Here is a 24,935-nt window from a genome sequence, read left to right as displayed (position 1 = left end):
CCCAGGCACACTCACCCCATGACGAGCGTGGATGAGCATCGCGCGCGGTTCCGAGCCGAGCTGGAACGTCTCGGGGCGGAGCTGTCCGGGTGGCCTGACGTCCTCGGCGACAGCCGCCTGTCCGGCGAGGCGCGTCTCTCCGGCGTCCTGGTGCTGCTCGAGGAGTCGCAGCAAAACGTCCCCATTACGTTCAACATTGTCGAGGTGGGGCGTGAGGACCACACCCTGGACGTCTGGGGCCGGCCCCGCGAGCCGTGGGTACAGCTGAGCCGAGTCGCGTTGCCGTGGACCGCGGCCACCGCCACGCTCGCCCTTACGCTCGTCCAACAAGGTTTCGGCGCCGATGAACGAGCCACCGCACTCGCCCTGCGCGGAGCCAAGCAGGTGTGCGACCACGGTGAGGCGGACGCGGCGCTCCTCCACGCCCTCCGCCGCTACGTCACCGAAACACGCCTCGATGTGGTGGAGGGACAGGAGCAGCGCGACCTGCACGAGCTGGCCCTCCGGGCCCTGGCCGCGTCCACGCCCCCGGACCTGCTAGATCTGTCCCTGGTCGCCGACGGCGACCGGTGGGGCACGCGTGCACGCGACGCCGCACGGGACCTGCCCGCCAGCGACATCGCGCCCCTCGTCCGGCTCCTGGGCGACCTCGGCCGCCGACGACCCTCACAACGATGGCTGCGCCAAGTCGCCGACGCGCTGCGCCCCGATGCGGCCATTGCTTTGCTCGAGACGTGGGTCCGACTCGCGGCCGAGGCCGACGTGGTGTCGCTGTATCCGGGCTTCGCCCCCAGCGATGTCGGCGTCACCGCGATGGGGACCTTGTTCCGCGGCACGAACGCCGACATCGTCCGCGCCGCCGCGCTGGCCACCACCACCATCCCCGACGCGTCGTGGCCACCGCGGCTCCTCGGCGAACTGGCCCTGCGCGGCTCGGCCCACAACGGACTCGCGGGGTTCACCGAGGCACTGGCGCTCAAGGTCGCCTCGGCGTCCGTCGACGCGCTGGTCACACGTGACACGGCCGAGGACCGCCGAGTGCTCGCAACCCTGCTGGGGGACCTGCACCGCAAAGACCTGGTGCGCAAGGTCGGCGCGGCGCTTGGGCGCGACAGCGAGGCCGCGGCACGCACGGAGGCGATCCACCAGGCCAAGACCAAGGAGATCCGCCGCAAGGCCAGCCGGGCAACCGAGAAGGCACGAGCGGCCATGGACTCTCACCTCCGGGAGCACCTCGGTAACCCGCTGCGGGCGGCCGGTCTGCGAGGCGGGCCCCGCACCTGGCACCGGCGCCACACCGACCGCGAGGACCGGGTCACCATCAGCGTGTCGACCGGCTGGGTGCCAGACGACGACGGCCTCACCACCGGAGTCGGGGTTCACCTCAGCTACGGCACCCGCTTCGCCACCGCCCACCCCGGCGACCACCCGGACGATGAGGTCTCGGGCCACAAGAGCCTGGACGTCGAGATGCACCACGTGCTGGACGGCGATACGTCCCCCGACCGGCTGCGACACCTTGCCACGCTCATCACACAGACGGCCGTCCCATTCCTGGACACCCTCGGGCAGTACGCCGTCGCCCGCGACGTGCTCGAGCGGGATCAGGGCATCCCGCAGGACGCCGAACCGTTCATGGGACCGGCCCCCAACCAGATGCGCAGCGAGTCGCTGGGCCTGCTAGCGCTGGCCTCCGGTGACGGCGCTACCGCACGACGCCACCTCCGAGCGGTCCACGCCGCACTCGTCTCCCAGGCAGACGGCGGCACAACCGGCTACGAACGGAACTACGCCCGCGACCGCCTGCGCTTTTGGGCAGACCGCCTCCGCGCAGCCGACGCCCTGCCGTAATCGGGGACGGACAGGCGCCCATCGACGTGCCGGCGAAGCCGTCAACCCGCCCGCCACGGACCGATGCCCCCACGCGGCCCAAGCGGTGGCGCCAACGTCGATCTCTGAGCCATGGAGAAGGCCAGCAGGGCTGTCTGTGCGCACCGTCGGATGTGCCGGCAGGCGGCGGTATGACACAGGAGTTGGGTGTCTCAAGCCGGGTCGGCGCCGGTACGGCGATCGTGATCTTCGCCGTTGGGATCGGTGGCCTCGCCCTTCTAGTAAATGTCAACGGTCGCGTCGTCTTCGGGCCGCGGTCGGCGGGCGAGCAATTCAGCCAGTTGGCTTAGGACGGGGGCAAGTTCACCGCGCAGCTTCGGGTGGCTACTGGTGGCGTAGGCCGGCCACGGTGCCGGCAAGGTAGCCCGGGGTTAGTCTTCGGCGAGGTGTCGGGAGAGCCTGGCCCAGGCTGCGGGTTCGGGCTCGGGCCGTTGGGGTCCAGCACCTTCGATAAGTGCCTTGAGTTTCGCGATGCTGTCCGGCTCACCCTTAAGGCTGCCGGGAAGTATCGCGGTCACGACGTCCTCGAGCAGACTGGCGACGTCCTCAGGGTGGTCTGTGATGGGTAGACACACCTGCAGTGCCCGCGTGAGGGTCCAGGCGCTAATGCTGGGGATGCCGTCGGGCCCGAACAGCAGGCCGCTTGCGACTCCAAGCCGGTAGGCGGCCGGCCAGTTCTCCAGGTCTGGGTCTTCGACGGGGGCCGCCACACCTTCACCAGCAACAACGAAGGTGCCTTGGGCGGCTCGCTGGCCGACGGCCGCGCCGATGGCTCGGGCGTGGTGCGACTCCTGGTTGCGCAGGTCGGCGTCTCGCAAGCGTTCGGTGAGGCTCCCGCCGTAGAACACGATGCGCCCGTTGGGGTCACCGACAAGGTCTCGTACGAGAGTCTCGGGACGCCCGTTCGCGAAGTGGTCGACGCGGCGGAGAGCCCAGCGCGCCCACAGGAGGGAGCCGTCTTTAGCGAGCTGCAGCATCTCGTTCTTTACCTCTGGACTGCGGGCGCGACCGTGACCCGACCCGTAGTTGTTGCGGATGTTGCTCATGGAGATGGCCATCTTGCGGGCCTGGGTGGCGAGATCACCGAAGGGTGACGTGTGCTCCAGCTCGATGCCGGGTTGCTGTGCGAGAAGCGGGTGCGCCTTGTTTACTACCGTGTCGAAAGGCGCGTTGCTAGCGGCTGGTTCCCCGGCGAGGTCGAGGATGACCTTCGCGATGGCCTCAAGGGTGCACTTGAGGTACTCGAGTGCTTGGGCGTCGTCATCGGCGCCCTCGGCGCGTGCGAGGCGCTCGAGCTCGACTGCGATCGCGTCACGTCTGGCGTCGCCGATGCGCTCGGGCTCGTGAAGCCCGTAGCGCTCGAAGTAGTTCTGATTCACCCGGCACAGGATGCCAAGTTCTGGTGGCGTTGGCCTCGGCAGGCACCGACCCTAGGACGGGTGGTGCACAGCGCGATCGACAGTGAGTCGACATGCGGGCGAGGACAACGGCCGCTTGGCGTGAAGTCCGGGGTGCGCCCGCGACACTGGACGCGTGACGTCCTCAGACGAATGTGCTCGTCGCATCACCAACGCGGCGCAGTTGCAGACCCTGCGACGCATGTACGGCGACCTTGATGGGTGGCGCGAGCGTTCTCGCGGTCTCGAGGAACCCGAGCCCGGCAGTGAGATGGCGCTCGATACCGAGGCGACACACGGGCTCGGGACGCCCTTTCATGACCTCGCCCGGCACCAGTTCGCGTCAGGAACGCAGCACCTGAACATGGCGCGCGTCTGCATCGAAGCAGGAGAGGCCTTTCCGCTCGCGCACCCCACGGCGCTGAGAGGAGCACTCTTGGGGGCCTCGCGGGGAGTCTGGATGTTGAGCCCCTCCGACGCCACTGTACGCCGCTCCCGTGGGGCACGGGCTGCACTCGAGATGCACCGGCGACTGCTCGAGTGGGTGGAGGAGCCAAACAACGGCCTCGACGATGCCGGACGCGGCCAGGCCCGGGGCGTGGTCGAGGACCGGATCGCGGATTTGGAGGCGCGCGACGGAGTGAAGGCGGAGCGTCACTTCGACACCGTGGTCATCCGGGAGGCAGGTCGGTCCGTGTTCTCGGAACCGAGCCTGCAAGCCGGCATCGTGGCGCTGTGGAGGCAGCTCAGCGGCGACGCCCACAGCCTGGTGTGGCCCAACATGACACGGTCCAGCACCAAGCGCGTGCGAGTCGGGAGGGATCCGCGGTACCCGGTGCCGATGGAGGAGCTGACCACGGGTGGCGACCTGCGCGAGTTCGTAAGCGAGTTCTCTGCGGTGTTCCGTGTCCTCAAGGTCGGCTGGTCGTTGTTCGACCAGCGTTGCACCGCCGAGTAAGCGCCAGACCCGAATAGCCGAGATAGCACTGCGACGGCAGGATGCGCGTCATAGCAGCGGCAAGGTCAGGCTCGGCCTACCCGACACCGAGGCGCGCCAGCACAGCAGCTGGTGCTCTTGAAGCTCGCCGAGCCGAATGGTCCGGCGGTGGGTCATCCGCCACGAACCGAGCTTGTAACCGTGGTGGACATGAGGAGCAGCTGCCTGCGCGTGGCCGTGGGCTTGACGAAGTCTCGTAGCGCTTCGGGTCCGCCTTCCCACGCGTACACACGCACGTGCCACACCCACCCCGGTACGTCTACGAGCTGCTTGATGCGCTCTGCAGGCAGGTCGTCGGTCTTGTGTTGTGGCCGCTGCGCGATTACCCACTGCCCCAGGCGCAGCGGCGCCTCGTCACCAGTCGGTGTCGCGGTGTCGGCGGCCTTGAGGTGGCCGGTGGGCACGCGGGCGTGACCTGCACGGGCCGCGAAGTGACGCACGAGTCGTTCGAACGACACCGCTCAGTGCACGTTCGTGCCCGACAGCGAATGAAGTAACCGCGCGCGAGTCAGGAGGGCCAGAGCTCCTCCGATCCTCGACGCGACACAACGGCTCCAGGCGTGATCCGCTTGGCGCCCAGCAGCCACTGAATTAAGGGAGTGACAATGTCTGAATGTGACATCGCACAGGACGATCTACGCGAGCTGACAGCTGCGGACCAGGAGCTTGTCGAAGCCGTAGGCAACATGAGCGAGCGCGCCATCGGGCAGCCGTGGCACCCTCAGACAAGCAACGGGGCCCTGCTCTTCCTGCGCTACGGCGGGTTCTGGGGACGACTGGCGGCTCGTGACGTCAGCAGCGAACTGCGCCATATCGAAGAACTCGCCCGGCGACGCGGTTCATGGCCGCTCCTGAGTGCAAGGTCGGGCGAGGTACGGGTCGCCATGACCTCCTACCAACGATCCGCAAACCGCTGGAGGATTCTGGAGCAAGGCGGGCTGGCTGCCACAGCGGATGAGCTGATCCACCTGATCGCAGGCGGACCGCCGTCGCCGCGCGCGGCGACGGAGCTCGAGTGCGGCGAAGACATTTCGGGCAATGTCCCGAAGCGAGTCGGGCGCGTGTCCTACGACGCCGAGTGGTGCCCGGCCTGCGCTGAGTCGATGACACGCGAGGTCCGTCCCGAGACGGAATGGGCACTCCACCGGAAGCCAGCGGGGTGAACTCGTCGTCGCGGACCTGCGGAGCCAGGGAGTGGAGCAGGTGGCGCCACTCCTCGAGCGCGGGCGTGTGGTCGCCGGTGACGGCGCGGTTGAGGCGTCGCTGCCAGATCGCGGAGGCCTTCTGCAGTTGCGGGGCACCGGTAGGCCGGCGGTCATCGGCGGGGACTTGCATGGCCGCGCGCCAGACCTCGACGTCGGCCACCGTGGTGTCGGTCGGGCGCAGGCCGTTCTGTGCCCACGCCGGCAGACCGCCCCCGTCTGCTTGGTCGCTGGCGCGGCGGCGGACCTCGCCGGCGATCTCATCGACCAGCTGTGCGCGCTGGGTCAGGTAGCCACCCCAGTGCGGGTCGTCGGCCAATCGGGTCGGGACGCCGGGCATCCAGGGCAGTGGGCCGGCGCCGGCGTTGCGGAGTCCGGAGGCGTCCAGACGCCAGTCGAGGACGGCGGCGCGGTCGCGCGCGGTGTCGAGCTCGCGGTCGCCGGCTGCGGCCCGTAGCGCCTCGACGGGGTTCTCACCTGCGGCTCCGAGCAGGAGCAGATGAGCGCGCAGCGTGGGCCACGCAGCCTCGTCCGACAGACCGGGTGCCAGCTGATCGACGGCGAGGTCCAGCGCGCCGACGAGGCTCGTCTCGGTGCCGTCGACGGACCGTGTGGTGTCGTGGCGCAGCAAACTCTCGGCCGCGACGTAGAGGCTGTCGAGGTAGCGCTGGGCTGCTTCGCCGAGCCGGGTGGCGGCGTCGGCCTGCTCGCGGAGGAGGCTGCTCGCCGATCGCGCGGCGTCGTCGCGGGCCAGGATCGATTCGAGGATGTCGGTCGAGGTGAGGGGGCGCACCAGCGTCGGGTGGATGACCGAGTGGGGGTCACCGTCGCCGACAACTTCGAGGTAGACGTGGTTGGCATGGGCACCGCGGCTCATCATCGTGTAGAGCTGTTGGCGCGACTCGGTGCCGGTGGCCAGGCCGTGCATGCTGTCGGCCGTGACGCCCTGGGCTGTGTGGACGGTGCAGGCGTACCCCAGCTCGGTGGCCTGCGCGACGTAATCGCTGGGCAGCCTGACCGTGCGGCCGTGGCGGGTGTGCTGGACGGTCAGGTCGCCGTCGTCGTGGATCTTCAGGACGCTCCAGCGGTCGCCGTTCTTGACCCAGTCGGTCGCCGAGGCACGCAGCCGGCGATCGTTCTCGCGGGTGATGATGAGCTCGCCGAGCGTGGCCTCGTTGCCGTCGGAGAGGCGGCGCACGCGGCCCGGATCGCAACCGCCGGTGACGCTCTCTTGCGCCAGGCGGTGGGCACGAGCCTGCTGGTTCAGCTCGCTGACCAGGTCGCGAGTGGGGGCGAGCATGATCGAGTCCAGCCCGGCGGCGCGGTCGGCCTGCCAGGCGCCGAAGACACCCTCGGTCATAGTGGCGAGGTCGCCCACGTGCACGCGGCCGCGGTCGAGGTAGAAGCCCAGCGCCTCGGGCTTGCCCTCGCGGAGCGCTAGCGAGGCGCCACCCTCGGCGGGGTCCTTGAACCGCACCAGCTCGCTGAGCTGCAGCGCACCATGGGTGGCCTGGATGTCGCGCAGCACGCCGCCGGCGCCGATGGCGGAGAGCTGCTGGTCGTCCCCGACCAGGCGGACGCTGCCGCCGCGCCCGACAATGTATGAGACCGCAGCATCCAGCGAGAGGGTGTCGGCCATGCCGGCCTCGTCGATGACGACGAGGGTGGATGAATCAATGCCGGCCACCCAGCCCGGGAGCCCCACGTACTCACCGGTGCCGGACGCGCGCGCCTGCTGCAGGGAGTGAGTCAGGTTGGCCAGGGTGTCTATCTGCCTGTCGGTCTGCGCCCCCATCGACGAGCGCAGTGCGTCGGCCGCCGCCGCTGAGGGAGCCAGGCCCACGACGGCGCCGCCGCCGTCAGCCCACGCCATGGCGAGCGCGCGCATGGCGGTGGTCTTGCCGGAACCGGCGGGCGCGATCGCCAGCTGGAGGCGTGCACCCGAGGTCGCCATCTCGCGGACCAGCGTGGCCTGCCCGGCGTTGAGCGTGACGCCGTTGGCCGTCGACTCCAGTAGTGCGAGGTCGACCGACGACGCCTCGACGGCGTACCCGTCGTGCTGGCCGGCGACGTCGACGAGGCGCCGCTCGGCGGCGAGGACCCTGCTCGAGGTGAACATGTCGGAGCCGGCCTGGGTGTAGACCGAGGCGCCATCGGCCCGACGCAGCTCGACCGGTTCGCTGGTGGTGTCCCACGACCGCGCCATGCTCATTGAGCGTCCGTCGAGCACCTCTCCCACGAGCAGGTCGACCACCTGCGCGACCTGTTTGGTGGGGACCTCGGCGCCACGGACCTGGCGCTGCGCCTCGGCGTAGACGTGCCAGTACTGCCACGTGCTGCGGCTGCCCTCCATCGTGGCCACGATCCGGTCGGTGGCCCCTTCGATCCATGTTGCGAACCACGCAGAGTCGGCCAGCGACCGGGTGGCTCCGCGTTGGTTGAGGTTGGGGTTGAGGGCGCCGTGGACCATCTGCTTGACGCGCTGCGGGGTGCCGAGCACCTCGACGGCCTCGCGGTGCCACGCCTCGCGCTGCTCGGCCTGCGACCGCGGCTCGTGCTTGGCCTCGCGGGTCTCCAAGGTCGCCTGCTGGGACAGCTGGATGGTCTCGACCGGCGTGGGCGGGCGGCCATGGGTGGCCTGGAACGCCGCGGCAAGGACCTTGCGGCGATCCTCGACGCTGACGCGGCGCTTGGAGAACCGGCGGTTGAGGTCGGGATCGACGCCGACGATCTCGCGCACCGGCCGCCTGCGGGCGTCCTCGTTGGGGCGCTCGGCGAACCGCACCCCGAGAGCGTCGACCAGGTGCCGCTCCAGGGAGGTGTTGTAGGTCTCCGAGGCCGAAACGACCGCCTTGTGCAGCGGCCGCCCGTCGATGGCCAGCCAAGCTCCGTCCAGCGTCTTGACCTTGTTCGAGATGGCCAAATGCGTGTGCAGATCGGGATCGCCGGCGCGGGAGTCGCGGTGGGTGAATAGGGTCCCGATCAAGCCCTCGACGTCGACCTGGCGCACGCCGTTGGTGCCCCGTCGGGTCCACAACGCCTTGGACTCGATGAAGCCGACCGCGTCTCTGATCGCGGCCCGGTGGGCACGCTCGATCACCGCGGCGGTCTTGGAGTCGGAGATCGCCCACAGCACCGAGACGCTCTTCACCGGGGAGAACGTCAGGTCGTAGCCGGCCACGGCGTTAGTGCGCGGGCGCGAGTGCTTGGCGATGGTAGCGGCCAGCTCGCGGGCGTCAGCCGGGTCGCGGCCGTGCTCGGCGCGGAACAGCTCGGTAGCGACCTCGGTGCGGATCCAGGCACGTTCGTGGGCGGGGACCGCCCAGTCTCCAGGCAGTCCTGCGGTGCGGTTGACGGCCTCGATCCGCTTCGCGACCTCGATCCGGAACGCTGAGACGTCGTTGTCGTAGACCTTGTAGGGGGTCCCGAGCCGCGTTGCGTGCCTGAGTTCAGCCGCTGTAGGGGGGGCTTGATGCGGCTGGCGCGGACCCGCGTTGAGGGTGCGCTCCCGTTCGGCTGCTAGCGGGTGGTGGCCGGAGCCGAAGAGGCTCTGCATCTGCTCGGCGGTGACCACGTCGCCGACGTCGAGACCGTCCAGGCTTGCCATGCCGGAGCCGACCCATACACCCGGGGTCTCGCCCTTCTCGGTGTAGTAGGTCGCGAGTCCGACGTGTCCCTTGTCGGTGGCATCGAGAGCGGCGACCTGCCGGGTCAGGTAGTCGTACCCCGAGCCGGCGGTGAGCTTGTGGATGCTCATGGTCACGCCCTCCTAGGTCATTTCGAGGCCCGGGGCGGTCACGACAGCGCACCTTGCTGCGCGTGTTCTCTCTGTTCGACACACCGAGAATGCAAGAGGTGTGTGGCACTTCGACGGTTCGATCTTGATGGGGGGACGCGGTGGGTCGTTGCAGTCGTGATGGCTGTCGGGGTCAGCTTCGGATTCAGATGCGGCTGCGTCGGGTCTTTTCGGTGGCGTACGGCGTCCCGGTCGTCTTGGTCCGGGGTGCGGCGGACGTTGTCACCGACGGCGCGCCGGGACGGATCCGCCGGTCGGTGATCGGTGCGGGGGTTCCGGTTGTCATAGGTGGCTGACGTGGTCGGTTCCTAGACGAGCGAGGCAAGATGAGTCAGCAGACAATCAAGCAGCGGGCGCGGCGGATAGCACGTGAGATGGCCGAGCGTCGGCGGCGCGAGCGCGCCGGCCGCGAGAGGCGCGTCGTCGGTCTGGTCGAGCAGGTGATGGTCGCGCTCGGCGAGCGCGACGCGATGGTCGCTGCGGCCGAACGACGCGCGGGCGAGGCGCTACGGGAGATGACCGAGCAGGAAGGTCTCTCGCTGGGGGAGGCCGTGGACTGGTGCGGGGGCACGTTGTCCAGCCGAGAAGTGACCCGACTGCGACGTCTCGCGGTCACACCCCCGGTCGAGTCGGGCAAGCAGCCGGGCTAGCACCCAGGCCCGCTGGCGGGCGAGGGCGAAAAGCGTCCAGCAGGGGAGTGGGTGACGGTTCGTCGGCTAGATGAAGCAGCCGCTCTCGGGTCAAACTCACCAATCACTGAATCGGGGACGGTTCAAAGTGGTGGGGCGCTCGCCAAGGGCCCTGGTGCCGTGGGCTGGACGGCGACGTGGCTGTGGAACAAACTCTCGCGTCGGCGCTGCGGCCCATCGTCCGCGGGGTCGCAAACCTGTTGGACATGTAGGCCGGAATGCTGCGGGCCCTCGGAAAGATCCCCGGGTTCGGGTGGGCGAAGATCGCTGCTGAACGAATGGCCGGTGCTGCCCGCGATGCCAGGGAGCTCGAGGCGGGATTTGCGAGTCAAGAAAAATCGGTCACCGTCAAGGTCGACGGCAGATCATTCGCGGCATGGCCAGCGGCGGAAACCTGCTGGCCTCATCAGCGAGCCCGCGGTAGCCCGGTGGGGCCTGCCGGACCTTCCTGGTGGCGAGATCGGACCTGAACTGTTCGTGCCCTCCAACAGCGGCCGCATCGTGCGCTAGTCCGGAACCCGCCGCACGACCGGAGGCAACGCACAGCCCATCATTATCAAGGTCGACGGAGCACTCGACCCCAGCGCGGTCGGCAAGCAAATCCAGACAGTCCTGCTAGTTATCACGCGGCAGTGTGGTGGCGGATCCTTCGGGCTGGCCTGACGATGGCTGCCATGAGCGGCCTCGAACCCATCCACGAGCTCTCCGACGGCACCCTCGCCGTGTTTGTCGACCCGGACGCGAACGTGATCTACGACGAGCACCAGTACGGGCAGCTCGCCGCTCGTGAGATCGCGCCTGACACATGGGACACGTGGCTCACGCTCAAGTCGGGCGTGCCTCGCGAGACCGCCGAGGAGGTCGCGCCTGGGCGAAGTACCGGGTCGACTTCCTCCTCGAGCTCGGCAACCCCGCCGCGGCCGGCTGGCACGAGTCGCAGAGCATGCTGAACACCTGGTTCCTCACCTGCACGCTGCAAGACCTGCCTCTTATCGATCCGGACCTGTAGTGGCTCGCCGAAGTCGGTGACGCTCACACTGGCCGGCTGTGAGGTGCAGGTGTGTTGCGGAACGCGCTTCGAAGCCGAGATGGCGCTGACCTGATGTATAGGGGCCGCGTACGGTCCGCTCATGGCTTCAGGTGTTACCCGCAAGGGACCCGGGTGGTTGGTCGCAGTGAGTGCGTGCCTCGGGGTCTTAGCCCTCTGGGTGGCCTTCAAGTTCATCATCACCGATGCAGAGCTACTGCTTTCCTACATCAGGGCGCTGCTCTGGCCTGCCGTTGTGCTTGTCACGGTCTTCACGTTCCGCGAGCCAATCCAGCGCAAGTTCGCTCAGCTGTTGCGCGTCGAGGGGTTGGGCGGCGCTGTTGAGTTCGGACCCCAGCAGCTCGAGGACGATCTGCGGCGCGACGTTGAACAGTTGACCTCCCTTGACGAAGAAGACGTTCAGGCGGATGTCACGGACGCGGATACCGCCGCTTTGGAGCAACCCGCGGTGACGAGCGAGCCGCCTGTCGAACGTGAGGAAGAGCCTCAACGGGTAGTAGCCGGCAAAGGGGCGCCCCGACCTCCGCTTCGCCTGCAACAGGAGTTGAGTGACCAGCACGTTGAGGATCTGGTCGATCTGGCTATAGCCGCTGGGACGCCTCGCGAGGCCGAGGCTTGGCGACAGAAACTGCTCAGCGAGCCGCAGTTGGGCCGACGCCTCGTCATGAAAAGCCTGCGCGGCTCCCTGCGCTCGGCGGATCGGCGGGCTGCAAGTACACGAGACAGCATTGAGAGCATCGTTCAGAAGAGTGCGGCGTGGGGATACGACGTTGGTGCGTCGGGGTCTGAGCCGCTCGTGCCAGACATCCAGTGGAATGACGACGGCTCTTGGCACATCACGACGGCAGTTCCGAAGGCTGTTCGAAGCGCCCCGAGTCGCAGTCGCAGCGACCAAGACGACCTGCGAGACCTCGTGAATCCACGACGCCACGTTGAGCGCCTTGAGCGGGAAATCATCGCGATGGAGAAGAAAGCCACGAGCCCGCTAGGGGGGCTGACCGCGGCGTCGTTGTCGGAGACCCGGTACTTAGAGGAGCTGAAGAGTCGTCTGAGCACGATTGACCCCGGGAACCCGTTTGGAAGAGGCTTCTGAGACGAGACGGCTCGCGGCTCAGATGGCTTCACGGCATAAGTCCGTCAAGCGCGATGGCAACTGTCTCGGAGCCGTCCGTGGTGCGGACGTTGGCTGCGATGCGTACCTCTATAGTCAGCAACTCTGTCAGTCGCGTTGCCTAAGGTGCCCTTGATGACGCGCCCGATCCGTTGTCGTACACCGAGCCGTGCGATAGGAGGGAGAAAGATTGCAGAATCTCTTTTTGGGCGCACTCTTGACACTTCTTGGGACCCTCCTCGTTCAGCTGGCGGTAGTGCCAGCCGTTGATTACCGCAGGCGGCGCGCTGAGCGCTGGCTGACCTCACTTACAGACTTGGGCGAGTGGCTGGTGCGGGAGCACGACTCAGTGGCGCGGAATCTGGCCTGGCGGCAGAATCGAGTACTGAAGGCCCGTGAAACCTGGGATCTGGACTGGCGCGATATGCGGAAGCTGCAGAAGGCGTTAGACCGGTGGGACCATACTGCGAAACCGCACAAATGGCAGGCTCGATTCGAACTGGCGCATCGGAATCTCGATGACGCGTCTGACGATATGACTCGGTCAATGAAAGAACTTTTTTGGCTGATGTCGAGGATTGAGGCAAACTCGACGCGGCCCTCCAGGACGCGTCTACTCCGAGCGCTTCACCGGAACATGTGCCAAACAGCAGCGGCGTGGCAAATGCAGGCCGTAGAGGGCTTCTACGACGTCACAACATTGAGTGAGGCATCTTTCGACGGCATTGCGATCGAGCTGGGTGTCCTGGAGGAGGCTCACACCACCGCTCAGGCACGCCTGGCGGCTGAAGTGAGACGGATGTTGGCGAACTACAGCAAGGCAAGAGCATTAGCAACGGACCCGTTCGAGGAAGCCGTAGCCGCACGTTGAACGCTTCTCGAGTACAGGCAGAGGCGCCTCCAGAAGCCCAATTCTCCGGTGGGTTGCCACGATCCACGATCGGAATAGTTGGACGGATGCGCTGCGCGATCACGGTCTCAGCCGGAATGAAAGCGAACTGGAGCTGCGACTTGCGGCCGAGATGGCCAATCAAGATTCTGCCCGCGGGTGATGAGTGGGCGGATCGCCAGCATCTGTCTGAGGCGTCCCGCACAATGTGCATATGGAGACGCTTGAGACGGTTGGGTTCACCGGGGCGCTGATCACGGTTCCGCTGGCGATCGTCGCGTGCATCTCGATCGGCGGCACTCGACACCCCCGGTGGGTCTCGGCGGTGGCGTTCGCTCTGTCCGGCGTCACAGCCTGTGCCTTCGTGGTCTACGGGGTTACCTGGGGCCTGGCCTTCGACTACGTGGACCGCTACGAGAACGTACCGGCGTCGATCGAGGTGACCTCGACGGCCGCCGTCACGAGTTGCTTCGTCTCGAGCCTCGCGGTAGCCGCACTCGGTCTCTACCGGCTCACCCTGGCAGTTCTGCCCGCCACGCGACCTCGCTCCGCGCATAGCTGGGGGATACGACTAGGCCGATGACGCGTGCTAGCGCGGATCGCCCACTCTCAGCCTCCAGTCGAGGGACACGACGGCAACTCCAGTGACACGTGCCGGTGGGCTGGGTGTCCCAGCGGGCCATCGCGCTACGAAAGCTGTCCGGCGTCTCGTCGCTCCTTCGCCGGCAACGTGGGGCATCTCCGCCGGTCATGACTCAGTGTTAGAGGCTTGACGACGGTCGGCGACTATCGACATCGACTGCCCGTCCTTCTACGACCCCGACGGTGACCTGCTCCTCGCCTTCACCGGCAAGATCCCCTACTCGGCGGTCCCCACCACCGTCATCTTGGGCAAGGACGCTCGGGTCGCCGCCGTGGTCGTGGGTGAGGTGTCCAGCCTGACAACACTGTCGGACCTCCTGGACGACGCACAACAGTCCTGAGCGGCGACCCCGGAGGGCCCGAGCGCGGCCCCGGAAGGCACCCACCACGCAGCGGTGATCCCTGCGGTCGAGGGGGTGGGATCGGCGACGTCGCGGGAGCGTCTTGCCCGGTTCATGCGGGACCGTCCGCACTGGTCAGACTCCTGTACCAGAGTGCTGAACCAACGGTCGCCAGACCGAGGCTAGCGACGACACCGGGCGAGGCCAGGTCAGTGCTGATGATCCAGGCCCAAGGCGCAACCCGCGGCACCGATCCCTCGCTGCGACGACGACGCCACCAGCGTCATCCCGCCGTTGCGGAGGGATGCGGCGTTTAGTGCCGCACCGCCAGCAGCGAGCGGAGCGAGGTAGACAACGCTCGTCAGAGCGAGGTTCAGCGGATCCGCCAACCCGGGCAACAACGACGACGTGTCTGGTGTCGTCGCAAGAGCGAAGGCCGAGACGCAGCTGACCCACCCGACCCACCGGGCGGGTGACTTGAGAGTCGCGACCCAGTAGACCGCGACGGCGGAACGCAACGACAGCAGCGAGAATCCGGGGTTCACTGCGGTGCTCCACCAGTCTGGTTGCTGGGGTGGGCGAGGCGGCGGTAGGCAGCCTCGACGTCGCCACCGGTGACGTTCTCCCGGTCCTTTCCGCACATTACGGTGATGTCGCCCGCGAACACGGCTCGGCCCTTGGTGAGGACGAGGACTTCGTCGGCCAGGGTGGAGACGTCCTCGACGAGGTGGGTTGCCATGACCAGGGTCGTCGTCTGGGTGACGATGCGAGGTGCGCGAGGAGGTCGGAGCGCTGCATCGGGTCCAGGCCGGCGGTGGGTTCGTCGAGCAGCAGGAGGCGTGGCTGGTTGATGAGCCCGGCGGCGAGGCAGAGCCTCTGGTGCATGCCGCCGGAGAGGGTGCCGACGCGGGCGGCGGCACGGTCGGTGAGGTCGACTTGGTCGAGCACCGTCGCGATGCGGTTGGCGATGCGGTCGGCGGGCACGTTCTTGAGCCAGGCGACGTAGCGGAGAAACTCGGTGCACGTGTAGCCCGGGGTGATACGGAGCCGTTGGGGGACGATCCCGAACCCGGCGCGGTAGGTCCGGCGGGCGCTTATGCCGTGACCGAGGGGTTCGCCGTCGACAGCGAACGTTCCAGCCTTGGCGGTGCGGGCCGTCGAGAGGATCGAGAACAGGGTCGACTTCCCGGCCCCGTTGGGGCCCAGGACGGCGATGGAGCGACTGCGGAAGGTGGCCGAGACGTCGTCGAGGACGGCTGGGCCCCGGCGCCCGTAGGCGAACCTCAGTCCGTCCAGCTTCAGAGTCGACGGCGAGCTGCCCGTGGCTGCAGGTCCGGCGGTGTCAGGCATGGCGGACGGCCCGCAGCCGGTCGACCTTGGCCGAGAACCTCTCCCACGCCGCCTGGCGTGACACCCCGAGCGCTGCCCCTATCGCCGCCCACGAGACGCCGCGGGTGCGAAGCAGGTCGACCCACTCGACGAGGAACAGGTGGCTCTGCTCGGCGTTGGCGGCAATGAGCGTGAGGTTGCCGAGGAGGGCGGTGTCGTCAGCGTCGCCCCAGGGCGGCATCGCGTCGCTGACGGGGGTCGGATTGGAGTCGAGGACAGCTGCGCAGTGAGCGGCGCACGTCTTGCAGATCATCGCGCCGAGGCCCCCGGCGAGCTTCTCCTCCGGGATGCCGCGTTTGCCGCAGAACGAGCACACCTTGTTCCGGACATCAAAGTCTACGGACATCTCCTCGCTAGCAATTCATCGAACGGTGACCCGCGATACGACAGGACAGTCAGGTCGCCAGGCGGCTTAGGAGTGGCTAGGACACCCTCTTGCGTCAAGGATACCCTGACAGTGGGCGAGGTTTCGCCCTCTACATGGTCGGGCCAGCCGACTGAGTCGTCGACGCAGCAAAACGACGCTGGATGGGATGAACGCTCCCATCCAGATTGAACGTCGCAGTGGCGATCTGGGTGCGAGTCGACGTGTGGGTGGCGCCTGCGGTGGCGACGAACTGAAGCCAGCTGAGCGGGCGTGCGTGACGCTTCGCGACTGGAGTTGCTCAACGGCCGTCGGCGCTGTCGGCTCGACCTGCCACGTCGGGTGGGACCAGCGTCCGTGACTCGGCGTCACGGGGTCGCTGGTTTGAGTCGGCGTCATAGGACTGCCGCGGGTCAAATCCGGCCAGCAGATGTCCGCTCAGCCCGTTCGAGTCATCAGCTTCGTCGTGGTCATCTCGACCATCGTGGTGGTGGTGGTGGTGGTGGTGGTGGTGGTGGAGGAGGCGGTGGTGTGCGCGCCTGCTTCAGGGCTTCTCGCACAGTGCGCGCGCGTCTGGCGAGGTGTAGTTGCTCGCGAAGTGGTCCCATCCCGCCCACCGCCGCGATTCGCACGACAGCTACGTCGGTGGCGCTGCGCCGTTTGGGCGAGATGGAGGTCTCTACGTGCCAGCCTCGGTGGCGGGCGACGTGCCGGCCTGTCGCGCGGATCAGGTCGATCCGTAGGTCCTGCTCCGGGGCCCGGAGCCACTTGCTCCTCGTAAATTCCCAGTTCGAGGAGCGCGGTGGTGATGAGCTCGGCGAGCTGGAATCTGGATTCGCTCATCGGGCCGGCCGCGGCGTGGACGAGTCGGGGCTCGCCGAGGCTGTTGCAGGGTGGGAAAGTCTCGCTAGGGCGTGCGACGAACTGGGTCTCACAAGTCGACGCCCTTGTCTCGGAGCACTGTTCGCGGGTCAACGGTCACGTCTGGGTCTGAGCGTGCTTCGAGGTGGAGGTGTGGACCGGTGACGTTCCCAGTGGCGCCGACGGTGCCGATGACGTCACCCGGTTGCACTGGCGCACCTGGCGAGACCATCGTGGTGGACTGGTGGGCGTACCAGAGCTCGGTGCCGTCATCGAGGCGAATGACCGTGCGCAGTCCGTAGGCGCCGGACCAGCCACTGCTGACCACTGTGCCATCGCTCACTGACCGGATGGGCGTCCTGCTGGCCGCGGCGAGGTCCACGCCGGTGTGGCCTGCGGCCCAGTTTGAACCCGACTCGCCGAAGGTCGCTGTGACGCGGTAGGTGAGCAGCGGCGCCACCCACTGGTCTGCCTCGAGCTCGGAGGCTCGACGTGCGGCCCGCCGAGCTGTGCGTTCTTGTGCGGCGACGCGTGCTGCAACGTCGGCTGCCGACGGTGTGGCCGAGGCATCCGGGGCGGCGGTCGCGCTTCGTGCGGCGTCACGACTCACGGCGGCCCGTCGCGCTTCGACGTCCGTTGTGATGAGCCCGCTGGTGCGCCAGTTGTTCTCGCTTTTCGCCTGGCCTGCAGGTGCCGAGGCGTCGCCGTGTGCGTACGCCGACAGCGCGACCGAGGCGAGAACCACGGGAGTGATCACGTGGCGTTTTCGGGGGAGCGGTGCACCGGGTGGGCTCACGTGGCGAGCGCGCTCTCGACGAGCGCCCGGAGGGTTGGGCGGGTGACTTCGCCCACGACGCGTGACGAGACGCGGCGCCGGCGGTCGATGACCACTGTGGTCGGGACTGCGGTGGTGGTGAGCGTGCCGCCGAACGCCAGGGACACTTGGGCAGCGTCGTCGGGGTGGACGCTGGGGTAGGGGACGTCGAACCTTCGCTCGAACGCTTTAGCTGCGGCGGGGTTGTCGCGAACGTTGAGACCGAGGAAGCGGACGTCGCGGTTGCGGTATGCGTTGGCGACGGCACGGAGCGCAGGTGCCTCTGCTCGGCACGGCGCGCACCATGATCCCCAGACGTTGACCACGGTGACGACACCGTCCAGACGTGAGGCGTCGACCCGACGACCGTTGAGTAGGCGCGCGGAGAAGTTGTCGACCGACACTCGGCTGGCGGCGTCGAACTCTTCGATGACGCCATCGTCGGAGCCGTCGAGGATGACTGAGGGCGTCGGCGTGCTTGAGCCGCCGACGCACCCGGCCAAGGTCGCCAAGGTCGGGCCGGTCGCGAGAAAGAGGAAGGCTCGACGGCCGGTCCTCGCCGAGGTCGTCACGACTCGCACACTACTATCGCATCTAGTAGCAACAAACTTTCGGAGGTAGTTGGTGACCGTCCAGACCAAGATCGCGGTGTTCCTCGGCGCGGTGCTCGTCTTGATCGTTGGAACGATCGCGATTGGGCTGGTGATGTCGCGCGACGATGAGCCGGTGTTGGCGAGGCCGTCGAGCGAGGCGGGGACGCGTCTGGTCCGAGACGACAGTCGCGTGATGGGGAAGAAGGGCAGCAGCGACGTCATCGTTGTCGAGTTCTTGGACTTCGAGTGCGAGGGGTGTCGGGCCGCCTATCCGCTGGTCGAAGATCTGCGCCAGCGGTATGCGGGGGAGGTCACTTTCGTGGCGCGGTACTTCCCCCTGCCGAGCCACTTCAACGCCGAGCGGGCTGCGCGTGCGGTCGAGTCGGCGGCACGGCAGGGGGAGTTCGAGGCGATGTACCAGCGAATGTACGAGACGCAGGCGGAGTGGGGGGAGCAGCAGGTGCCCCTGGATGACGTGTTCCGCACGTTCGCAGCCGATGTCGGCCTCGATCTGCAGCGCTACGACGCCGACTACGCCTCCGACAAGGTCGCCGCACGGGTCCAGCGCGACGTCGAGGATGGGCTAGCGCTCGGGGTCCAGGGCACGCCCACCTTCTACGTCGACGGCGAGCCGTTGCAGCTCCGCACGGCTCAGGACTTCTACGACGCCATCGACGAGGCGCTGGCGCGCTGAGCGTGGAGGGTTTGCAGGAGGTTGTCCTGTCCGGTCCGCTCCTGGCCGCGGTCCCCGTCGCGGCCTTGGCCGGGGTGCTCTCGTTCTTCACGCCGTGCTCGCTGCCGCTCGTGCCGGGTTACCTGTCCTACGTGGCCGGCATGGCCGGGGCCGACGGGTCCCCGGTCACCGCCGAGCTCCGTGGCGACGCAGTACCCCGGCGACAACGGGCGCGTGTCGTTCTCGGGGCCGTCTTGTTCGTGGGTGGGTTCGCCGCCGTCTTCACCGTTTACGGCGCGCTCTTCGGCGCGGTCGGGGCCGTCCTGGTGGCCCACCAGGACACCGTCATCCGAGTTTCGGGCGTGCTGACGATCGCCATGGGGCTGCTGTTCGCCGGGCTCGGGCAACGATTGCCTGTCCTCGGACGCACCATCCGGGTCATCGCTGCGCCGCGGGCCGGTCTACTGGGCGCACCCCTGCTGGGCGCCGCCTTCGGTGTGGGGTGGACGCCGTGCATCGGGCCTGCGCTCGCGGCTGTGCTTGCCCTGGCGACGTCGGCGAGCACGGCGGGCCGCGGTGCGGCCCTCAGCTTCGTCTACGCCCTAGGCCTAGGGATCCCCTTCGTGCTCGCCGCGCTGTCGTTGACCAGAGCCATGCGTGTCTTTGCCTGGGTGCGGCGCCGTACCCGGTGGCTGACGGTCGGCGGCGGCGTGGTGCTCGTCGTGGTCGGGCTGACGCAGGTGACCGGGGTGTGGTCAGCCCTGATCGCGTCGCTCCAGGGCACCCTGCTGGCCTGGCAACCGCCAATCTGAGCCGCGAGCGCAGCATTCAGCAGCAAGTGTACAGTTCAGTCTGTGCTGACACTTCACGATCGTCTCGACACCATGTCGCGGCTCGGCCGGGCGATGGTCGATCCGACCCGCTGCCGCATCCTGCTGCACCTGCTGGACGGGCCCGCCTTTCCCGGCGACATCGCCGAGGCACTCGACCTCACCCGGCCCAACGTGTCCAACCACCTCGGCTGTCTGCGTGGTTGTGGGCTTGTCGTGGCCGAACCGCAGGGACGGCAGGTGCGCTACGAGATCAGCGACCCCCACCTGACCCGCGCCCTCGAGGACCTGATGTCGGTCGTGCTCGCCGTGCGCGACGGCTCCCCGTGCGCCGACGCGGCGTGCAAGGTGCCTGGGTGCTGCACCGAGGTGCGCGAGGAGACGGGTCGATGAGCGGGGGATGCTGCTCCGACGACCGCGACGGCGCCTGCACCTGCGCGCACGAGTCGACACCTCAGCAGGGCCCGCCCGTCTCTGGCGCCCGCGCAACACTCACGCGCAGCCTCCGCATCCACGCGCTCCAGGTCGACGACTGCTGCGCACCGGAGACCGCAACTCCGGTCGCAGCGACGGAACAGGTCGCCGACGACTGTTGCGCGCCCCCCGCGCCGCCCAGCGATCCGCTGGCGCGGGCCGAGCACCTGCCGTGGTGGCGCGACCGCACGCTCCTGCTCCCGGCGATCTCGGGCGTCCTCGTCGTGGCGGGCCTGATCGTCGGGTGGCGGGTCTCGGAGCCGGCAGGTCTCGTCCTCGACTGGGGCGCGCTGCTGGCCGGCGGAGCGACGTTCGTGCCGGGCGCTCTGGTCAGGTTGCGCCACAGGCGGCTCGGTGTCGGGCTGCTGATGACGATCGCCGCGGTCGGTGCGGTGGCGCTCGGTCGGGTTGCTGAGGCGGCCGCGCTGGCGTTCTTGTTCTCGATCGCCGAGGCCTTGGAGCACCGGGCGATGGCCGGGGCGCAACGTGGCTTGCGGGCGCTGCTCGACCTGATCCCCCAGACCGCGCGGGTCGAGCGCAGCCCGCAGGAGCAGACCCTCCCGGTCGCCGAGTTGCAGGTGGACGACGTGCTCCTCGTCGCCGCAGGCGAGCGGGTCAGCACCGACGGCGTTGTCGTCAGCGGGCGGTCGGGCCTAGACACCTCCGCGGTCACGGGCGAGTCGATACCCGTCGAGGTCGGGCCCGGCGACGAGGTCCTCGCCGGATCCGTCAACGGCGCCGGGAGCCTGAGGGTGCGCGCCACCGCGCCTGGTTCCGACAACTCCTTGACGACGATCGTGCGCCTCGTGGAGGAGGCGTACGCCCGCAAGGGCGAACGTGCCCGCCTGGCGGACCGGATCGCACGCCCGCTGGTCCCGGCCATCCTCGGCCTCGCTGCTGTCGTGGCGGCGTTCGGGCTGCTCACCAGCGACTCGTTGCTGTGGCTCGAGCGTGCGCTGGTCGTGCTCGTGGCGGCGTCGCCGTGCGCGCTCGCCATCGCGGTACCGGTCACGGTGATCTCGGCGATCGGTTCGGCCAGCCGGCTCGGCGTCGTCATCAAGTCGGGCGAGGCGTTCGAGCAGCTCGGCACGGTGCGGGGGGTGGCCTTCGACAAGACCGGGACGCTGACACGCAACGAGCCCGAGGTGGTCGCGGTGGTGACGGCGGTCGACTTCGACGAAGCGACCGTGCTGCGGCTCGCGGCCGCGGTCGAGGCCGAGAGCACCCACCCGCTCGCAGCGGCCTTGCTGCGAGCGGCGTCCGACCGCCCGCGCGCCAGCGATGTCGAGGAGGTCGCCGGCCACGGTCTCCGGGGCACGGTGGACGGTCACGCCGTCCGCGTCGGCAGCCCGCGCTGGGTGCCCGCCGGTCCGCTGCAGGAGGCGGCCCACGAGATGTCTGGTCGCGGGATGAGCCTCGTCGTGGTGGAGGTCGACGGCCAGGTGGCCGGGTTGCTGGGCATCCGCGACGAGCTCAAGCCGGAGGCGGTCGAGACAGTCCGGCAGCTACGTGCCCGCGGGATGCACGTCACGATGCTGACCGGCGACAACGAGCGCACTGCCCGCGCCCTCGCGGCCGAGGTGGGCATCGACGACGTCCGTGCCGAGATGCTTCCGGCCGACAAGGCGGCCGCGATCGAGGAGCTGGTCGGGCAGCGTCCCACGGCGATGGTGGGCGACGGGATCAACGACGCCCCGGCCCTTGCCGGCGCCACGGTGGGCATCGCCATGGGGGTGACGGGGTCGGCCGCGGCGATCGAGTCGGCCGACGTCGCGTTCACGGGCTCCGACCTGCGGCTCATCCCGCGCTCGCTCGAGCACACCCGTCGGGGACGGCGACTGATGACCGGGAATATCGGGTTTGCTCTCGCCATCATCGTCGTGCTCGTCCCGCTCGCACTCTTCGGAGTCATGGGTCTCGCGCAGGTGGTGCTCGTGCACGAGGCCGCCGAAGTGCTGGTCATCCTCAACGGCGTACGCGCTGCCCGCATCGCGGCGACGCCACTGACGCCCATTCATGTGACCCAACACCGGCCATGAATCCGATCCAGGTGATCTCACGCATCACGGAGGCGCGCCGCCGGGTCGGGGCGCCGGGGGTTAGTGAGGACGGCCAGCGCGCGCAGGAGCATGGCGTCGCGACAGCATTCGCGCGGTACTGGTGAGGTCAGGACCGCGGGGTCGCGTGACCTGTTCGTGTCTGCGGCTGCCCTGTAGAGCTGAGGTGGCCCGGAGCAGTCGAAAGAACTCATTCGTGCAGCGCGTCGGGATGGGCGATCTCGCGTCGCCGGACGGCCTCGCTCTCCAGCTGGAACGTGCTGTGGTGGATCGCGACGTCGAAGTGCTCGGCGACGCAGGCGCGCACGTTCGCCAGGGTCTCCAGTGCGTGGCCGTCGTTGAAGCACTCGTCGTCGACGACGACGTGCGCCGTCAGGGTCGGTAGGCCAGTCGCGACCGTCGATGCATGCAAGTCATGCACATCGCGGACGTGGGGCTGACCCAGGAGGTGTCGGCGCACCTCGTCGAGGTCGAGGCCGTGGGGAGTGAACTCCATCAGCACACTCGTGGTCTCCCGCATCAGGGTGACCGCTCGCGGAACGATCAGGGCAGCGATCAGAAGCCCGGCCAGCGCGTCGGCCTGCAAGAAGCCTGTCGTCGCGATCACGACGGCAGCCACGATCACGCCGACGGAACCGAGCGCGTCGTTGAGGACCTCCAGGAACGCCGCCCGCATGTTGAAGTTCGACGAGCGGCTCGAAGCGAGCACGGCAATGGCGGCGATGTTGGCGACAAGCCCGATGACACCGAAGACGAGCAGCTCGGTCGCCGGCACCTCGGGGGGCTCGAAGAGCCGTCGTACACCCTCGACGGCCGCATAGGTCCCGACGACGAGCAGCAAAGTGGCCTGGCCGAGCGCGGCGATGACCTCGATGCGGCGGAAGCCGTAGGTCCGCCGACTCGTCGCCGGGCGGGCCATCAGCGTTGCCGCCACCAGAGCCACGAGCAGTCCGCTGGCATCGGTCAGAGCGTGAGCAGTGTCCGTGAGCAGAGCGAGACTGCCCGTGACCACCGCACCGACCGCTTGAGCCACCACGATGACCGCAGTGATCGCAAACGCGACCCAGAGTCGACGCCGGTTAGAGGTGCCGCTATCGCTGGCCGACGGGCCGTGATCATGTCCTGCACCCATGTCTGCTGAACCTCCTCCTGAATCGTCACTAAAGCCGTGACAGCACCCGAGCCTGCCGACCACATCTCCTTCGCACCCCACCGAGTAGGCCCCGTGTAGGCGACGAGGCCAGCGAGCGCGACCCAGGACACCCCCCCGGCACGACTCGCGGAAGGGTTGCCTATGTCGCGCGTCGCACACACGTGGCGTCTCCGGTCTGCGTCCTCACAGAGCCAAGACGTGGACGTGGTCGTAGTGATTCTGTGTGACCGAACCTCGGTCCTCCATCCCACGGAAACCCTCACCGTCGCGCGCGGCAGACCAGATCTGACGAGCATGGATGACGTTCGACAACCCGAGCTCGTTGCGTAGCGAATAGAGATAGTCGCGAACCTGTACCCCCCGCGTACCGGACACCATGATGTCGATCGCGAGCCCGGCGCTGTGCTCGCCGCGCCCGGCTCGACCGCCATAGGTGGTGATCTCCGGGAAACGGGCGCACACGGCGTTCATCACTCGTTGCGCAGCCGGGGCGAGGCCGCCGGACGCAGCGACGCCGTTCGCGCACGGCCCGGCGCCGATCGCCGCGGCGGGCGGAGTCTTCACGGGCTTCGACCGGCTCAGGTAGCGGGCGGTGACCCAGTGCGCACGCCGGTCGACCACGACGAGGGCAAACCCGTTGCGGCGTGTCCCGGTGGCCCCGACGCGTTCGCCGTCATCGACGACACCACGCGACCGGGAGTCCGGTTGCGGGCGGTATCGCAGCTTGAGGGGGGCCGTGGTCCACAGCTTCCGCTTCACCGCGGGGACCAGCGGCCGGACCGCGCCCCGAACAGTGGAGCGGCTGGCGGATCGTTCGCGGTCGGACGCAACCGCCGATCCGCCCGACGATCGGCTCAAACCTCCCGTCGACGGTCCCGGGGTCGGGGGCGGCGCCGACCGTGCCGCGAGGTTCTCGGGTGCCTGGAGCGGGGCGGTAGTTCCCGAATCGTTCGTCGTTGGATTGCCAACCACATTCACGAGACCAGCGACCGTGAGCGCGATGACAACGACGACGATCGCCGCCGCCGTAACCTGTCGGTGCAGTCTTTTCGCGTAACGGCGAGGACGTGCATGGTTCATGCGAGAGCCACCATCTTCCGTGTGGGGGGCGGCGATGACGTGCGCGGCCAGAAGGGAGCGGGCGGGCATCACCTGTCCTACTATTCAAAGTAGTAGAGCAGATGGCCCGGGAAGCCGCCACTCGATCGCACTCTTCAGGCCGGTTGCAGCCCGTCACGCCCCGATCCTCGTCGCCAAGTGGTCAGCGCGGGCGGGGCTGTCCCGGCGCGGTGCATCCGACCGAGACGACGCTCGACGCTTCTCGCTCGGTCCTCACGACCACCTCGAACCTGCGAGTGCCCTCGAAGCCCGTGGCGATGAAACTCTCTTCGCCGACGGCGCTGCTGTCGGCGGCGGTGGCACGGATGAGGCACGACGCCCGAACGCGTGGGTCGTCGAGCTGCACCGTCACGCTGGCTCGCGCTTGCCTGCCGTCTGCGTCGACACTGAAAGTTTGCATTTGTGACTGGACGACTGGGGAGCTCTGGTCGGCGATCACCCACGCGAGCCAGGCCAGCCCGACGGACCAGACGACGACCGCGAGGAGCACGGTCGGCCACCGGCGCTTGCGCTTCCCGATGCGGCCGTACCGTCCCTGCATCGCGGTATCCGCAGGTGGTTCGTTGCGCACGTGTCGGCTCGCTCTCGTGGCTCGCTGGGGGCAGT

At 68.4% G+C, this 24,935-nt stretch carries 22 protein-coding genes; 11 read left to right on the top strand and 11 right to left on the bottom strand.

Annotated elements, in window-relative coordinates; genetic code table 11:
• Window positions 1-18: 18 nt before the first annotated feature.
• Complete coding sequence (locus ACYU8I_RS09290) at window positions 19-1,851, top strand: hypothetical protein (protein WP_460839859.1); 1,833 nt, start codon at window positions 19-21, stop codon at window positions 1,849-1,851.
• A 410-nt stretch (window positions 1,852-2,261) separates the two neighbouring features.
• Here ACYU8I_RS09290 and ACYU8I_RS09285 read toward each other — a convergent pair whose 3' ends face one another.
• Complete coding sequence (locus ACYU8I_RS09285) at window positions 2,262-3,269, bottom strand: hypothetical protein (RefSeq protein WP_460839857.1); 1,008 nt, start codon at window positions 3,267-3,269, stop codon at window positions 2,262-2,264.
• Between the two features lie 154 nt (window positions 3,270-3,423).
• Here ACYU8I_RS09285 and ACYU8I_RS09280 point away from each other — a divergent pair, with 154 nt between their 5' ends.
• Window positions 3,424-4,245 (top strand): hypothetical protein, encoded by an 822-nt coding sequence (locus ACYU8I_RS09280; RefSeq protein WP_460839854.1) that lies wholly within the window; start codon window positions 3,424-3,426, stop codon window positions 4,243-4,245.
• Window positions 4,246-4,397: 152 nt separating this feature from the next.
• Here the strand turns inward: ACYU8I_RS09280 and ACYU8I_RS09275 are convergent, their stop codons facing one another.
• Complete coding sequence (locus ACYU8I_RS09275) at window positions 4,398-4,724, bottom strand: helicase associated domain-containing protein (RefSeq protein ID WP_460839853.1); 327 nt, start codon at window positions 4,722-4,724, stop codon at window positions 4,398-4,400.
• Window positions 4,725-5,076: 352 nt separating this feature from the next.
• Window positions 5,077-9,243 (bottom strand): MobF family relaxase, encoded by a 4,167-nt coding sequence (gene mobF / locus ACYU8I_RS09270; protein ID WP_460839851.1) that lies wholly within the window; start codon window positions 9,241-9,243, stop codon window positions 5,077-5,079.
• Window positions 9,244-9,608: 365 nt separating this feature from the next.
• Here mobF and ACYU8I_RS09265 point away from each other — a divergent pair, with 365 nt between their 5' ends.
• From ACYU8I_RS09265 to ACYU8I_RS09245, 5 genes are all read left to right on the top strand, one after another.
• On the top strand, window positions 9,609-9,932 hold the full coding sequence (locus ACYU8I_RS09265) for a hypothetical protein (protein WP_460839849.1): 324 nt from the start codon (window positions 9,609-9,611) through the stop codon (window positions 9,930-9,932).
• Between the two features lie 713 nt (window positions 9,933-10,645).
• Complete coding sequence (locus tag ACYU8I_RS09260; protein WP_460839847.1) at window positions 10,646-10,921, top strand: hypothetical protein; 276 nt, start codon at window positions 10,646-10,648, stop codon at window positions 10,919-10,921.
• A gap of 258 nt (window positions 10,922-11,179) precedes the next feature.
• A complete protein-coding gene (locus ACYU8I_RS09255; protein ID WP_460839844.1) occupies window positions 11,180-12,112 on the top strand; it encodes a hypothetical protein in 933 nt (310 codons plus the stop codon).
• Window positions 12,113-12,335: 223 nt separating this feature from the next.
• Window positions 12,336-13,001: a hypothetical protein gene (locus ACYU8I_RS09250; protein ID WP_460839841.1), complete on the top strand. Its 666-nt coding sequence runs from the start codon at window positions 12,336-12,338 to the stop codon at window positions 12,999-13,001.
• A 232-nt stretch (window positions 13,002-13,233) separates the two neighbouring features.
• Window positions 13,234-13,602: a hypothetical protein gene (locus ACYU8I_RS09245; protein ID WP_460839839.1), complete on the top strand. Its 369-nt coding sequence runs from the start codon at window positions 13,234-13,236 to the stop codon at window positions 13,600-13,602.
• A gap of 609 nt (window positions 13,603-14,211) precedes the next feature.
• On the opposite strand, the gene ACYU8I_RS09240 is transcribed toward ACYU8I_RS09245, so the two are convergent.
• The 5 genes from ACYU8I_RS09240 to ACYU8I_RS09220 form a co-directional block, all read right to left on the bottom strand.
• Window positions 14,212-14,547: a hypothetical protein gene (locus tag ACYU8I_RS09240; protein WP_460839837.1), complete on the bottom strand. Its 336-nt coding sequence runs from the start codon at window positions 14,545-14,547 to the stop codon at window positions 14,212-14,214.
• A gap of 97 nt (window positions 14,548-14,644) precedes the next feature.
• The gene (locus tag ACYU8I_RS09235; RefSeq protein WP_460839835.1) at window positions 14,645-15,352 is read right to left on the bottom strand and encodes an ATP-binding cassette domain-containing protein; all 708 of its coding nucleotides are present in this window, start codon (window positions 15,350-15,352) and stop codon (window positions 14,645-14,647) included.
• Window positions 15,345-15,737, bottom strand: coding sequence for a ClpX C4-type zinc finger protein (locus ACYU8I_RS09230; RefSeq protein WP_460839832.1), 393 nt, complete (start codon window positions 15,735-15,737; stop codon window positions 15,345-15,347). Before ACYU8I_RS09230 ends, ACYU8I_RS09235 begins: the two co-directional genes overlap by 8 nt.
• Before the next feature lie 949 nt (window positions 15,738-16,686).
• Window positions 16,687-17,373, bottom strand: a complete 687-nt coding sequence (locus ACYU8I_RS09225; protein ID WP_460839830.1) for a M23 family metallopeptidase — start codon at window positions 17,371-17,373, stop codon at window positions 16,687-16,689.
• Window positions 17,374-17,408: 35 nt separating this feature from the next.
• Entirely contained in the window at window positions 17,409-18,002 is a 594-nt protein-coding gene (locus ACYU8I_RS09220; protein ID WP_460839828.1) for a TlpA family protein disulfide reductase, read from the bottom strand.
• A 52-nt stretch (window positions 18,003-18,054) separates the two neighbouring features.
• Between ACYU8I_RS09220 and ACYU8I_RS09215 the strand changes: the two genes are divergently transcribed.
• The 4 genes from ACYU8I_RS09215 to ACYU8I_RS09200 are packed head-to-tail and all read left to right on the top strand — an operon-like array spanning window position 18,055 to window position 22,039.
• A complete protein-coding gene (locus ACYU8I_RS09215; RefSeq protein ID WP_460839826.1) occupies window positions 18,055-18,717 on the top strand; it encodes a DsbA family protein in 663 nt (220 codons plus the stop codon).
• A 2-nt stretch (window positions 18,718-18,719) separates the two neighbouring features.
• The gene (locus ACYU8I_RS09210) at window positions 18,720-19,508 is read left to right on the top strand and encodes a cytochrome c biogenesis CcdA family protein (RefSeq protein ID WP_460839823.1); all 789 of its coding nucleotides are present in this window, start codon (window positions 18,720-18,722) and stop codon (window positions 19,506-19,508) included.
• A 42-nt stretch (window positions 19,509-19,550) separates the two neighbouring features.
• Window positions 19,551-19,919 (top strand): Cd(II)/Pb(II)-sensing metalloregulatory transcriptional regulator CmtR, encoded by a 369-nt coding sequence (gene cmtR / locus ACYU8I_RS09205; RefSeq protein WP_460839820.1) that lies wholly within the window; start codon window positions 19,551-19,553, stop codon window positions 19,917-19,919.
• Complete coding sequence (locus ACYU8I_RS09200; RefSeq protein ID WP_460839817.1) at window positions 19,916-22,039, top strand: heavy metal translocating P-type ATPase; 2,124 nt, start codon at window positions 19,916-19,918, stop codon at window positions 22,037-22,039. Before cmtR ends, ACYU8I_RS09200 begins: the two co-directional genes overlap by 4 nt.
• 208 nt (window positions 22,040-22,247) lie before the next feature.
• Here the strand turns inward: ACYU8I_RS09200 and ACYU8I_RS09195 are convergent, their stop codons facing one another.
• From ACYU8I_RS09195 to ACYU8I_RS09185, 3 genes are all read right to left on the bottom strand, one after another.
• Window positions 22,248-23,189, bottom strand: a complete 942-nt coding sequence (locus tag ACYU8I_RS09195; protein ID WP_460839815.1) for a cation diffusion facilitator family transporter — start codon at window positions 23,187-23,189, stop codon at window positions 22,248-22,250.
• A 204-nt stretch (window positions 23,190-23,393) separates the two neighbouring features.
• Window positions 23,394-24,359, bottom strand: coding sequence for a hypothetical protein (locus tag ACYU8I_RS09190; RefSeq protein WP_460839813.1), 966 nt, complete (start codon window positions 24,357-24,359; stop codon window positions 23,394-23,396).
• 112 nt (window positions 24,360-24,471) lie between these two features.
• A complete protein-coding gene (locus tag ACYU8I_RS09185; RefSeq protein WP_460839811.1) occupies window positions 24,472-24,870 on the bottom strand; it encodes a DUF4307 domain-containing protein in 399 nt (132 codons plus the stop codon).
• Window positions 24,871-24,935 lie beyond the last annotated feature (65 nt).

The organism is Nocardioides marmoraquaticus, from assembly GCF_054777915.1.
Note: the sequence above shows the minus strand (reverse complement) of the source record. Positions and strands in the feature narration are given on the sequence as shown.

Excerpts from the sequence above, each read along its gene's own strand:
- ACYU8I_RS09290 (WP_460839859.1), top strand. The coding sequence starts at position 19 with ATGACGAGCGTGGATGAGCATCGCGCGCGGTTCCGAGCCGAGCTGGAA.
- mobF (WP_460839851.1), bottom strand. The coding sequence starts at position 9,243 with ATGAGCATCCACAAGCTCACCGCCGGCTCGGGGTACGACTACCTGACC.
- ACYU8I_RS09265 (WP_460839849.1), top strand. The coding sequence starts at position 9,609 with ATGAGTCAGCAGACAATCAAGCAGCGGGCGCGGCGGATAGCACGTGAG.
- ACYU8I_RS09260 (WP_460839847.1), top strand. The coding sequence starts at position 10,646 with ATGAGCGGCCTCGAACCCATCCACGAGCTCTCCGACGGCACCCTCGCC.
- ACYU8I_RS09245 (WP_460839839.1), top strand. The coding sequence starts at position 13,234 with ATGGAGACGCTTGAGACGGTTGGGTTCACCGGGGCGCTGATCACGGTT.
- ACYU8I_RS09235 (WP_460839835.1), bottom strand. The coding sequence starts at position 15,352 with ATGCCTGACACCGCCGGACCTGCAGCCACGGGCAGCTCGCCGTCGACT.
- ACYU8I_RS09230 (WP_460839832.1), bottom strand. The coding sequence starts at position 15,737 with ATGTCCGTAGACTTTGATGTCCGGAACAAGGTGTGCTCGTTCTGCGGC.
- ACYU8I_RS09200 (WP_460839817.1), top strand. The coding sequence starts at position 19,916 with ATGAGCGGGGGATGCTGCTCCGACGACCGCGACGGCGCCTGCACCTGC.
- ACYU8I_RS09195 (WP_460839815.1), bottom strand. The coding sequence starts at position 23,189 with ATGGGTGCAGGACATGATCACGGCCCGTCGGCCAGCGATAGCGGCACC.
- ACYU8I_RS09190 (WP_460839813.1), bottom strand. The coding sequence starts at position 24,359 with ATGCCCGCCCGCTCCCTTCTGGCCGCGCACGTCATCGCCGCCCCCCAC.
- ACYU8I_RS09185 (WP_460839811.1), bottom strand. The coding sequence starts at position 24,870 with ATGCAGGGACGGTACGGCCGCATCGGGAAGCGCAAGCGCCGGTGGCCG.